The sequence below is a fragment of the Lysobacter sp. A421 genome (genome assembly GCF_054052145.1).
Map to the genome: position 1 here is coordinate 345,005 of NZ_JBSVRL010000002.1, position 12,364 is coordinate 357,368.

Genomic DNA, 12,364 nt, shown 5'->3' on the forward strand with positions numbered 1-12,364 from the left:
GGAGCGAGGCGTCGGCGCAAGAGGCGCGGGTGCGAATTCGAATGGACACGACACGGAGCAATGCCAGCATGGACGTGGGGAGACCGGCTTGAAGATCGCTCGCGTGCTGCGTACCGGTGCGCTGGTGCTGCTGCTGTTCGCGGCGGTCTGGTTCGCGGCTGTGCTGTATTGGCAGGCCGGCGAAATCAACCCGACCGCGGGCGACCTGACGGTATGGCTGATTGGCTTGCCGCTGGTCTTGCTCGGCGGCTTCTGGCTGCTGCGCTGGGTCATCCGACGGGCGACGCAGAAACGCGCCGCGCCACCGGAGGCGGCTGCGGAGGTCGGCATCGAGCCCGTCATCGACAGCGGGCCGCAGCCTGACCGCATCGTGCATCTGCTGGCGGCTTCGGTGTGGCTGCGCGCCGGCAGTGATGCGGCCGGCGTCGCCGCGGCACTGGCCAATCCCGAGCGCCCACCATTGCACCCACGCTTGAAGGACGCGCTCGGCTTGCCGGTGTTTGCCGCCGAAGTCGATGGACTCGACCCCGGTGCGGTCGACACGGCGCTGGCGGCGGTGCTGGCCGACCCTGACACGCGGGACCGGGTGTTCGGCGAAGAGAGCCTGCGCGCGCTGGCGCTGCTTGATCCGGTGGCCGAGGAACTGTTGGCCGCGGGGTTGCCGCCGGCGCCAACGGTGTCCGATCTGCTGCCCGCAGGCGGAGGCTTGCATCCGCATGCGATGCACCATTCACGCTCCTCGCGCGCGGCCGCGCCGGCACCTGCCGCGGCAATGCTGCGGGTGCGTCTGCTGCTGCCTGCGACGTGGCCAACGGCGGCGCGCCAAGCCAGTGGCGACTGGTTGCAGGCCAAGGCCCGCGCGATCGGGTTCAATGACGATCAATTCGATGTCGACGTGGTTGCGGTCAGCGCCGCCGGCGATGGCTGGCGTCTGCTTGATCAATTCGCCCAGGCCCAGACGCGCGGTGACGACCGCCTGTTGTTGCTGGCCGCACATTCGGCAATCGCCGAGACCAGCATCGAGCGGCTCGACGCGCGCCACGAGTTGCTGGTAAGCGGCCATCCCGAGGGCCTGATCCCGGGTGAGGGCGCAGCCGGTGTGCTGCTCGGCAATGCGGCACTGCCGCCCGACCCGGATGCGCCACCGCCATTGCGCCTGCACCGGACGCTGCACGGCCGCGCCGGCACTGGCCGTGGCGCCAGCCGGCAGGCGGGTGAGCTGCTGCAGCACGCGCTGACCACCGCCGCTCAGCCGGCCGAGGCGATTGGAGTGGTGCTCAGCGATGCCGACCACCGCCCCAGCCGCGCGATCGAGATCGCCGGCGCGATCTCGGCAACCCTGCCCGCGCTCGACCCGGTCGATGATGCGCGCCACCTCGGCCTGGCTTGCGGCGACCTGGGTGCGGTCGCGCCGCTGGCCCTGCTTGCCGTTGCGGCGGCGCAGGCGGCCAAGGACCAGACGCCGGTGCTGGTGTTCGGTTTGGCCGACGCGCAGGCGCGGGTTGCGCTGGTGCTGTCGCCCTTGCCGTTCGCCGCCGCCGATACCGGCGCCAACTCCCCGGCTCCCCCCGGTTCCACCGAGGCCGCACCCGCGGTCGCGGCCAACGCGTGACGACGATGGGTGTGTTGTAGATGAGCAGCTTCTGGATGAACCTTCGTTATTGGCTGATGGATTACCGCGTGCTCGCCGTGTTGGGCATCGCCGGTGCCGCTGCGATCGCCTATTTCGGCATCGATGGCCTGATGGCGACAGGTGGCTGGCTGCTGGTCGCGGTGATCGCCGCGTTGGCGCTGTGGCTGCTGGTGGTGGTCGTGCGCAAGCTGCTGGCGGTGCGCGCAGCCAAAGGCATCGACGGCATGGTGTCCGAGCAAGCCGACCAGGCCGTGACCGCCGCGCAGCCGGCCGCGCGCGCCGATGCCGAGATCCTGCGCGAGCGCATGGGCGAGGCGGTCAATGCGATCAAGTCGTCCAGGCTCGGCCAGATGAAGGGCCGCGCCGCGCTGTACGAGTTGCCGTGGTACGTGATCATCGGCAATCCTGCCGCCGGCAAGAGCACCGCGATCCTCAATTCTGGCCTGCGCTTTCCGTTCGAGGACAACCGCAGCAACGTCATCCACGGCCTCGGTGGCACCCGCAACTGCGACTGGTACTTCACCACCGAAGGGATCGTGCTCGATACCGCGGGCCGCTACTCGGTCAGCGCCGAGGACCGGCTGGAGTGGCTGACCTTCCTGGACCTGTTGAAGAAAAACCGCCCGCGCGCGCCGATCAACGGCGTCATCATCGCCGCCTCGATCGCCGAGCTGTCGGGCAGCAAGCCCGAGTTTGCGATCGACCTGGCCAAGAACCTGCGCCAGCGCGTGCAGGAGTTGACCGAGCGGCTGGAGGTGCATGCGCCGGTCTACGTCGTGTTCACCAAGGCCGACCTGATCAGTGGGTTCAGCGACTTCTTCCACGGCCTTGACCCGTCGGAACGGGAAAACGCCTGGGGTGCAACCCTGCCGTTCGACCCGACCGGACAGACCGACGCATTGAGCGCCTTCGACAATCACTTCGACCAGTTGTCCGACGGGCTGCGCGAGATGAGCCTGTCGCAGATGGCCATGGCGCGTGGCCGCGAGATTCCGCCGGGGCTGTTGACGATGCCAATGGAGTTCGCCGGCATCAAGCCGGCGCTGCGCACCTTCATCGCCACCTTGTTCGAGGACAACCCGTATCAGTTCAAGCCGGTATTCCGCGGTTTCTACTTCACCAGTGCCCTGCAGGAAGGGGTCGCGGTGCAGCCGGCGTCGGACCGGGTGAGCCGCCAGTTTGGCCTGCAAGCCGGTGCCCATGCCGGCGAATCGATCGCCCCCACCGACAGCAGCCATTTCCTGCTGGGCTTGTTCCGCAAGGTGATATTCGCCGACAGGCAACTGGTGCGGCAGTACGCCAGTCGAAGCCGCACCCGCTTGCGCCACGCTGCATTCCTGGGCGCACTGGTGTTGTTGGCCGCCGGGCTGGCCGGGTGGGCCTGGTCGTACACCGGCAACCAGCAGCTGGTCGCCGATGTCACCGCCGACCTGGACAAGGCGGTCGCACTGCAGGTCGACAAGATCGATCTGGAGTCGCGCGTGCAGGCGCTGCTGGTCCTGCAGGACCGGCTGGAGCAGCTTGAGCGCTATCGCGATGACCACCCTCTGAGCCTGGGTTTGGGCCTGTACCAGGGGCAGGCGATCGAAGCCAAGTTGCGCACCGAGTACTTCGACGGCATGCGTCAGCTGATGCTGGTGCCGGTCGCCAGCAAGCTGGAGGCCTACCTGGGCCAGGTCATTGCCCATCGCAGCGAACTGGGTCCGTCAGCGGCAGCGACCAACGTCGACGTGGAGGCTGGAGCGGTCGTGGCCGGTGAGTCAACCGACGCGCAGCTGTACCAGGACGCCTCCCCGACCGATTCGCAGGATGCCTACAACGCGCTCAAGACCTACCTGATGCTGGGTGATCACGCGCGGGTGGAGAGCACGCACTTCAGCGACCAGGTGACGCGCTTCTGGCGCGGCTGGCTGGAGGCCAATCGCGGGGCCATGAGCCGCGAAGACATGCGGCGCGCGGCCGCTCGCCTGATGACGTTCTACGTGCAGCAATCCGGCCGCGCCGACTGGCCGCAGCTGGAGCTGAAGTACAGCCTTGTCGACGACAGCCGGCAGGCATTGAAGCAGGTCATGCATGGCACCCCGGCGCGCGACCGCGTGTACGCGCAGATCAAGGCGCGCGCGGCGACCCGCTTCAGTCCCGTCACCGTGGCGGCACTGTTGGGGGACAAAGCGGCCGACGGTGCCATCACCGGCAGTCACCAGATCCCGGGGACATTCACCCACAAGGCGTGGCAGGACTATGTCGAAGACGCCATCAGCGAAGCGGCCAATACCGAGCTCAGCGGCACCGACTGGGTGTTGGAGACTACCGTCCGCAATGATCTGACGCTGGCGGGCAGTCCGCAGCACATCGCCAAGGAATTGACCGCGATGTACAAGGACGAGTACGCGCGCGAGTGGCGCAGGTTCCTGCAGGGTGTCAGCGTGGCCCGCTTCGATGATTTCGACGACGCCGTGGCGCAGCTGAACCGGCTTGGCGACCCGCGCAACTCGCCGTTGCGCACATTGCTGGAAGCCGTCCACCGGGAGACCGTGTGGGACAACCCGGCCGCAGCCAGTGCGGCGGCCGGCGCCGCCCGCAGCGGCATCGCCGGTTGGTTCAACCGGGTGATCATGCGCCGCAACCCGACCTCGATACCGGTGGCCATCGACCCGGACACCGGCCAGGAGGTTGCGGCCACCGCCGGTCCGATCGGCCAGCAATTCGACGCACTGGCGCGACTGCTGGTGGAGCGCGACGGCAATCCGGCGCTACTGAACCAGTACTTCGAAGCGCTGGGCAAGGTCCGTAGCCGTTTCAACGCGATCAAGGCCCAGGGCGATCCCGGCCCGGGAGCACGCCAGTTGATGCAGCAGACCCTGGTGGGCGAAGGCTCCGAACTGGCGGCCGTGCTCACGCTGGTCGATGAAAAAATGCTCAATGGGCTGGCCGAGCAACAGCGCGAGACCTTGCGTCCGTTGCTGCTGCGATTGCTGATGCAGAGCTTCACGGCGTTGGTGCAGCCGACCGAAGTCGAGCTCAACCGGATCTGGAACGCGCAGGTCTACCAGCCGTTCCAGGACGGGATCGGCCAACGCTATCCCTACGCCCCGGAAGCGCCGGTGGAGGCCTCGCGCGCCGACATCGAGCAGATCTTCGGCGCGCAAGGTGCAATCGCGAAGTTTGGCCAGACCGGACTGGGGTCGCTGGTAATCCGTCGTGGCAACACCCTGGCCACGCGGCGTTGGGCCGATATCGGCATCAACCTGCGGCCCGAGCTGATTGCCGGCTATGGGCAATGGGTGGGGGCCAGTGCGGCCGGCGAGGGCCCGACGATGGTGTTCCAGGTGTTGCCGCTGGCGGCCAACGGACGCGAGTACACCCTTGCCGTCGATGGCCAGCAACTGCGCTATCGCAACACGCCGCCGCAATGGCATACCTTCCAGTTGCCTGGCCAGGGGGTTCCCGGGGTCCAGATCAGCGCAGTGACCGGTGACGGTCGCAGCGTGCAGGTATTCGATGCGGCCGGCGATGCCGCCACCTCGGCGATGTTCGATGCGGCGAGCAAGACGAGCCTGGGCAAGCAGCATTACCGGCTGAGCTGGGAACGCAATGGTGCCAAGGTTGCCGTCGAGCTGCGCATTGTCAGTTCGGTGCAGTCCAATGCCGGTTCCGCGGATTCGGTTGGTTTGCAGCTGCCGGCCTTGGTGGCCGGAGCCGCGTCGGCGGTCAGCACCGGTGCCACGAGCGCCGTTGCCGCTCCGTCCGGAGCCCAGTAATGGTTACCGTGGAGACCGCACTCCCGGTCAGCTATTTTGGCAAGTTGCCCAGTCGCGGCGACTTCGTGCGTACGCCCGACAGCCATCCATTGATGGTGATGCTCGACCGATGGGCCGGACAGGGACTGGAGTTGCTGGCGCGCGACCCGGGCTGGAAACAGCTCTACGACGATGCGCCAGCGATGCATTTCGCGTTCCTGGGCTCGCGCAGCCGATTGGCGATTGGCGGCCACTTCCTGCCCAGTCGCGATAGCTCCCAACGCCGTTTCCCGTTCCTGGCCGCGACCCGGATCGAGGTCGCCCAACCACTGGCATTCATCGGCCGCAGCCCGATGGCGCTGTCGCGGCTTTGGGCCAGCCTGGCACGTCACTCCGCTGAGGCGGTGGCGGCCGACGATGCCAGCGGACCGTTGCGCGCGCTGGCCGAAAGTCGGGCCACCATCCATCCCGATCCGCAGATCTACGAAGCGCCATTCAACGACTTCATCGAGTTGCAGGACATCGACTCATTGCAGGATTTGCTGCGCCAATCGGGTCATCCCGAGCTGCGTCTGCGCTGGTTGTTGCCGGCACTGGGGTTGCTGTTGCAGCCCGTGGTTGCCGGCGGATCTGCGCAGATCGACAAGGCACTGGCGCTGCCGTTGCCACGTGATGCGCTGTATCGGCCACTGGTCGCCGCGTTCTGGCTCGACCTTGTGGCCGGCTTCCTGACGCGGGTCGACGTTGAACTGGCGCTGCTGATGATCGAGGGTGGCGCGATGGAGCCGGGGCCGCGACTGCTGGTCGCCTTCAATGGTGCCGACGGCCGCACCTTGCAGGCGGCGCTGGACCCCCAGCTGGCACGCGAGCAGATCATCCGCGTCGACGATGCGGAATGGGTCGACGACCAGATCGCCGGCGACTATGCCCTCAACAAGCTGGTCAGCTACCTCGATCGCGACGATCTGTCGTTGCGCGCGGCCCGCACGATATTCAATGAGACCTTCCTGGGAACCTGATATGCGCCCACATCCCCGTTCACGACTTGCCTCCTTCCTGCTGGGACTTGCCGGCGCGACCCTTGCGTGCGCAAGCCTGGCCGCCACCGTGCAGCAGCGGTCGACGCCGACGCCGGTTGCTCCGGTGGCGTCCGCCGCCGATGCCGGCAAGCAGGTCATCGCCGCCGGTACCGTCCCCGATGAGGCGACCCGCGCGGCGATACTGACGCGGCTGGGTGAGCTGTACGGTCCGCAGCGCGTCGTCGACCGGATCGAGGTGGATGCCGTGATCGCCCCGCCCAACTGGCGGGACCGCGTACTTGGCATGCTCGGGCCGCAGCTGCAGCAAGTATCGGCCGGGCAGCTGGCCATCGATGGCACCCGTATCCGCGTCAGTGGCCAGGTCGGTAACGAGGCCGCGCGCCAGCAGGTGGCCAGCGCCATCGCCAATGCCGCCGGCCCGGACTATGTGCTGAAAAATGCGTTGAGCGACGGCGGTGACGACAACGGCGCCAACCCGCAGGCACTCCTGGACGGGGCGCTGGCCGATCGCATCGTCGAGTTCGACAGTGGCAGCGCGACCCTGACCGCCGGCGGCCGCGACATCCTGGATGAGATGGCCGCCGCACTGGCGCAATTGGGCAACCAGCAGGTCCAGGTGATCGGCCATACCGACAGCGTCGGCCCGCGTCAGGCCAACATTGCCCTGAGCCTGCAGCGGGCGATCGTGGTCAAGGCCTACCTGGAGCACCACGGAATCAGTGCCGACAACCTCGGGGTACAAGGCTTCGGGCCGGATCGACCGATCGCCGAAAACGCGACCGATGAGGGCCGCTCGCGCAATCGCCGGATCGAGTTCCGGGTGTTGTGACCCGCATCGGCTGACGCTGGCCAGCCCATCCCACTAAACTGTGGTGATGACTATCCGAACGTTTTCCGGCCACACCCCAACCCTTGGCGAGCGAGTCTACGTTGACCCGGCCGCCACCGTCATTGGTGCCGTCAGTCTCGCCGACGACGTTTCCATCTGGCCCGGCTGCGTGCTGCGTGGTGACGTCAATTCGATCCAGGTTGGCGCGCGCACCAACATCCAGGACGGCACCATCGTCCATGTCACCCACGAAGGACCGTTCACCCGTCCCGGCGGCTTTCCCACCGTGATTGCCAACGACATCACCATCGGCCATGGCGCGATCATCCATGCCTGCCAGCTGGATGAGTTCTGCCTGGTCGGGATGGGCGCGATCGTGCTCGACGGTGCGACGGTGTCGCGGTACGGGTTCGTCGGTGCCGGCGCCGTGGTGCCGCCGGGAAAGACCGTTGGCGAAGCGGAGTTGTGGCTCGGCAATCCGGCGCGTTACGTGCGCACGCTGAGCGACCGCGAGATCGAGCAACTGCAGTACAGCGCGCGCCACTACATGGCCTTGAAGGACCAATACCTGCAGCAGGCCAAAGCCTGACCGGAAGTTTCACCGTCCGGGGGGCGCACTCAGGCGCCCCGGTCGCTCGCGTCAGGCGGGGGTAACCGGCACGTTGCTTCCAGCGCGCAGCTCGGCGTAGATCGCATCGCCGTCCGGACGCACGCCGTGCCAGCACTTGAAGCTCTCGGCGGCCTGCTCCACCAGCATTCCCAAGCCATCGATCGTCTGGTCGGCGCCCGCGGCGCGCGCCCAGCTCAGGAATCCGATCGCCGCCTCGCCATAGCCCAGGTCGACCACGTCGCAACGCGGGGCAATCAGGGAGTTGGGTAGCGGTAGCTCGCCACCATCCATGTTCCGGCCGATCGAGGTGGCATTGATGATCAGGTCGAATGCACCCACCGTGCCCAAATCGGAGAAGTTGCGCGGGTGCACCCGGCTGGGTTCGCCCAGCAGGTCGGAGAGTCGATCGGTGCGGGTGTCGGTGCGGTTGACGATGAACAACCCGGCAATGCCGGCGTCGAGCAGGGCCGGAGCCACGCCGTGCGCCACGCCGCCCGCGCCGATCAGTAACACCCGGCGTCCGCGCAAATCCTGGCGGTGCCGATCGGTGAGGTCGCGCACCAGGCCGAGTCCGTCGGTGTTGTCACCCTCCCAGCCGGACTTGGTGCGGATCAACGTATTGACCACCCCACAGCGTCGGGCGCGATCGGTCAGGCTGCCGCAGATTGCGGCCGCGCGGGCCTTGTTCGGCAAGGTGACGTTGGCGCCGACGCCGCCATGGGCGGCAAACTCGACCAGTGCAGCGTCGAAATGCCCGGCATCGGCATCGATCCTGCCGTACTCAAGCGCGATCCCGGTTTGCCGGCCGTAGGCGGCATGGATCAGCGGTGACAGGGAATGTGCGATCGGGTGGCCGATCACGGCGAAGCGGGGAATGGTCATGGTGGCCTCGCTTGATAATGGAGGATGCATTACAGGCAGACGCGCAAAACGACATCGCACGGCCTTGCAAGCAGTCTACTCGCCGCGGTGCCAACGCCGCCGGCGGCGAGTGGCACCAAAAGTCTTCATGACGCTACCGCGCTTCAGGCGGACTCGTGGATCCACCGGGCTGCATCGAGCGCAAAGTAGGTCAGCACGCCATCGGCGCCGGCGCGCCTGATGCTGGTGAGTGCTTCCATCACACAGCCGCGTTCGTCGATCCAGCCGTTGTTCGCAGCGGCCTTCAGCATCGCGTATTCGCCGCTGACCTGGTAAACGAAGGTCGGCACGCCGAACGCATCCTTCACCCGGCGAACGATGTCCAGGTAGGGAAGACCGGGTTTGACCATCACCATGTCGGCACCCTCGTCCAGGTCCAGCGCGACTTCACGCAAGGCCTCGTCCGAGTTGGCCGGGTCCATCTGGTAGGTCTGCTTGTCGGCCTTGCCGAGCGCGGACGCCGAGCCGACGGCGTCGCGGAACGGACCGTAGAACGCGCTGGCGTACTTGGCGCTGTAAGCCATGATGCGGGTGTGGATGTGGCCTTCTGCCTCCAGCGCCTCGCGGATCCGGCCGATCCGGCCATCCATCATGTCGCTGGGTGCGACGATATCGACGCCGGCGGCAGCATGCGACAGCGCCTGTTTGACCAACGCGTCCACGGTGGTTTCGTTCACCACGTAGCCGCTGTCATCCAGCAGCCCGTCCTGGCCATGGCTGGTGTACGGGTCCAGGGCAACATCGGTGATTACCCCGAGCTGCGGGAAACGTTGCTTGAGTGCGCGTACCGCTCGCTGGCACAGGCCATCGTCATCCCATGCCGCCGCGGCATCCAGCGACTTGGCGTCCGGTGCGGTGACCGGGAACAGCGCCAGCGCGGGGATCTTCAGTTCGCTGGCCTGCTCGGCGACCTTCAGCAGCTCATCGATCGACAGCCGCTCCACACCCGGCATCGAGGCGACCGCCTCGCGGCCGGTGAGCTCGTGGACGAAGACCGGGTAGATCAGGTCGTTGCAGGTCAGGACCGTCTCGCGCATCAACCGGCGCGAGAAATCGTCGCGACGCATCCGCCGCGGGCGTACATAGGGATAACTGCTCATGGCCGGCATTTTACGCCAGCGTGCCGGCAAGCGCCGGGTCAGCGCCCGCCAGTCAGAAGAGCCCGCCACCCAGGCTCAGGCGAACGATGGCGACGATGATCACGATACCGTTCATCACCAGCCCGGCCTTCGCCCGGCCACGGTTCTGGCTACGGGTGAACGCAATGCCGATGGCGGCGATGACCGCGCCGACCGCGGCGAACGGAATCAGTAGCCAGTTGGTGATGCCGATGATCGGTATGAGTGCAATCACCATCCAGATCATCGCGACAATGCCCCATAACAGGCTGATCAATCCCATGCTGGTTTCTCCGTGATGCCGTCGCTGGTTCAAGGTGCCCATTGTCGCGCACTGGTCGCCGGCGGGCGAGGATCAAAGGTCATGCGTGCCGTCGATTTCCATTCGCAATTCGCGTCGGCAGATCGTGGCATGCAGGATGATCCGCGGCACGTCCGGTGCCAGCCGTTGCTCCAGCATCGCGGCCATGTTGTCCAGTTCGGCAGGGTCGCGCACGTAGACCTTCAAGTGCGAGCCGGCACCGAAACTGGTCGGCACTCCGGGTCGAAGGCGGCGGGCGGCGCCAATCAGGCTGTCGAAATTGGCCAAGGTCTCGTCGAGCTGGGTCTCGATCGCGTCGGCATGCCGCGACTCGTGGCCGACGATGGCCGCAGTGCCCGACAGCAGCAGCGGCATGGTGCTGCCGGGCGACGGCAGCATTGCGCGAGCGAAGCTGGGCGAACGCGGGCCATAGCGGCGCGGGTACTGCCAGGCGCTGATTTGGCGCGGGTTCTCCACCGCGGTTCCGGGCGTCTTCGCCGCCAGCCAGTAGACCTGCAGGCGACGCTGGCCATCGACGCGGCCGATGGCGGTCGCGGCGGGCAGTTGCGCGGCATCGAACTCACCCAGCCCGATGGCGCGGCCGACGCAGAAGCGGCGATAACGCTCGCCATCGCCGTCACCGTCGGTGATCGCGTCCAGGTAGTTCCAGATTCGCAGCAGGTGCGGGTAGCCGCGCCTGGCCGTGAACGCGAGCAGTTCGCGATAGGCGCTCTCGGCGGCGGCACCGATATCCTCACCCGCAGGCTCGTCGATCTCGATGGCACCAAATTGCAGCGCGCCATCCTCGGCCCAGGCCACATCGCCCTCACGGCCGCGTTGCACGCCAGGGCTGGCGCGCCAGGCTTCCAGCGGTGCCTTGCCGAGAGGTTGCAGGCCCACCCGCAGGTAGCGGGGATCGTCATGGCAGGGTGCGGCGTCGCCAAAACCAAACACCGCCAGGGTGTCGTCCGCGGCGAGCAGTTCGGCCAGGTCCTGGTGGACGTAATCGACCGCCAGGCAGGCCGGCGTCGGATGCGGGTGGGAGCCGTGGATCAAGGGTTCAGGGTCGGGCTGGATCATGGCGCCCATGATAGCCGGTGGCCCGTGCACGCCCGTGTGGTTGCGCCGGGGCGCGGCATGCCGGATCGTTACCTCTTTGAATTGTCCTGGAACCTGTCAATGCCCGTACAAACTCCTGCCGAGGCCGCCTTGGCGCAATTGCTGGTTGAAAGCCTGAATCTGGAGGATGTCGAGCCGGCGCAGATCGACCCGCAGGCGCCGCTGTTTGGTGACGGGCTGGGTCTGGACTCGATCGATGCGCTGGAACTGGCCTTGGCGATCAGCAAGGTGCACGGGTTCCAGCTGCGTTCGGACAATGAGGAAAACCGTCGCGTGTTTGCCTCCCTGGCCGCGTTGTCGGCGCATGTCGAACAACACAAAACCGCCTGACCCCGAAACCATGCTGACGACCTGTCAATGACGGCCCTGGTGGTCGCGCGGTTGGTGCTGGCCGTCGCCTATCCGTTGCTGGCCCATCGCGCCAGCGTCGATGGCGACAACCTGCTGGCGTCGGTGGCGCTGGCCGATCTGGTGCTGGTCGTGCTGCTGGTGCCATTGGTGCGCCTGCGGGGCTGGGCCTGGGCGGTGATGTTGCTGGCCGTGGCCGGGCTGTGGTCGCTTCATGACGGCGACATCCCGGTGTTGTTGCTGCTGGCACCACCAATGCTGTTCACCGCGCTGGTGTCGTGGTGGTTTGGCCGCAGCCTGCGGCCGGGCCGGGTGCCATTGATCAGCCGGATCGCCGCAGCGATGGAAGCCTGCGAGCCCGCTGCGCTGGAACCCCGGCTGCAGCGTTACACCCGTCGGCTTACGCTGGCCTGGGCGCTGTTGCTCGGTACCCTGGCGCTGGCCGATGGCGTGCTGGCGATGATCGCCGTGCCCGACGGCCTGCTGGTCCGCCTCGGCCAGCCGCCGCTGGTCAGCGTGTCGCAGCAGGTCTGGTCGTGGTTCGCCAACCTGCTCGACTACGGCATCATCGGCGCCTTCTTCGCTGGCGAGTACCTGCTGCGCAAGCGCCTGTTCCCGGATGCCCCGTATCGGGGTTTTATTGATTTCCTGCGCCGCATGGCCGCGCTCGGCCCGCGCTTCTGGCGCGACTGACCCCACTGACCG

The 12,364-nt window shown here is 67.0% G+C and carries 11 protein-coding genes; 7 read left to right on the forward strand and 4 right to left on the reverse strand.

What is annotated here, in order from left to right:
- The first annotated feature begins 88 nt into the window (after nt 1-88).
- From ACW7G6_RS07020 to ACW7G6_RS07040, 5 genes are read left to right on the forward strand one after another with little or no spacing between them, the layout of a single operon-like run.
- Entirely contained in the window at nt 89-1,612 is a 1,524-nt protein-coding gene (locus ACW7G6_RS07020; RefSeq protein WP_456997883.1) for a hypothetical protein, read from the forward strand.
- 35 nt (nt 1,613-1,647) lie between these two features.
- A complete protein-coding gene (tssM, locus tag ACW7G6_RS07025) occupies nt 1,648-5,394 on the forward strand; it encodes a type VI secretion system membrane subunit TssM (protein ID WP_456997884.1) in 3,747 nt (1,248 codons plus the stop codon).
- Nucleotides 5,394-6,392 (forward strand): type VI secretion system-associated protein TagF, encoded by a 999-nt coding sequence (gene tagF / locus ACW7G6_RS07030; RefSeq protein WP_456997885.1) that lies wholly within the window; start codon nt 5,394-5,396, stop codon nt 6,390-6,392. Before tssM ends, tagF begins: the two co-directional genes overlap by 1 nt.
- A gap of 1 nt (nt 6,393) precedes the next feature.
- Complete coding sequence (locus ACW7G6_RS07035) at nt 6,394-7,242, forward strand: OmpA family protein (RefSeq protein ID WP_456997886.1); 849 nt, start codon at nt 6,394-6,396, stop codon at nt 7,240-7,242.
- Nucleotides 7,243-7,285: 43 nt separating this feature from the next.
- Nucleotides 7,286-7,831, forward strand: a complete 546-nt coding sequence (locus tag ACW7G6_RS07040) for a gamma carbonic anhydrase family protein (RefSeq protein ID WP_456977989.1) — start codon at nt 7,286-7,288, stop codon at nt 7,829-7,831.
- 51 nt (nt 7,832-7,882) lie between these two features.
- On the opposite strand, the gene aroE is transcribed toward ACW7G6_RS07040, so the two are convergent.
- The 4 genes from aroE to ACW7G6_RS07060 form a co-directional block, all read right to left on the reverse strand.
- Nucleotides 7,883-8,734 (reverse strand): shikimate dehydrogenase, encoded by an 852-nt coding sequence (gene aroE / locus ACW7G6_RS07045; protein ID WP_456977990.1) that lies wholly within the window; start codon nt 8,732-8,734, stop codon nt 7,883-7,885.
- Nucleotides 8,735-8,877: 143 nt separating this feature from the next.
- Entirely contained in the window at nt 8,878-9,873 is a 996-nt protein-coding gene (gene hemB / locus ACW7G6_RS07050; RefSeq protein WP_456977991.1) for a porphobilinogen synthase, read from the reverse strand.
- Nucleotides 9,874-9,925: 52 nt separating this feature from the next.
- Nucleotides 9,926-10,174, reverse strand: coding sequence for a hypothetical protein (locus tag ACW7G6_RS07055; RefSeq protein ID WP_456977992.1), 249 nt, complete (start codon nt 10,172-10,174; stop codon nt 9,926-9,928).
- A gap of 72 nt (nt 10,175-10,246) precedes the next feature.
- A complete protein-coding gene (locus ACW7G6_RS07060; RefSeq protein ID WP_456997887.1) occupies nt 10,247-11,272 on the reverse strand; it encodes a chorismate transformation enzyme, FkbO/Hyg5 family in 1,026 nt (341 codons plus the stop codon).
- Nucleotides 11,273-11,371: 99 nt separating this feature from the next.
- On the opposite strand from ACW7G6_RS07060, the gene ACW7G6_RS07065 reads away from it, so the two are divergent.
- Nucleotides 11,372-11,641, forward strand: a complete 270-nt coding sequence (locus tag ACW7G6_RS07065; protein ID WP_456977994.1) for a phosphopantetheine-binding protein — start codon at nt 11,372-11,374, stop codon at nt 11,639-11,641.
- A gap of 27 nt (nt 11,642-11,668) precedes the next feature.
- On the forward strand, nt 11,669-12,352 hold the full coding sequence (locus ACW7G6_RS07070; RefSeq protein ID WP_456997888.1) for a ketosynthase: 684 nt from the start codon (nt 11,669-11,671) through the stop codon (nt 12,350-12,352).
- Nucleotides 12,353-12,364 lie beyond the last annotated feature (12 nt).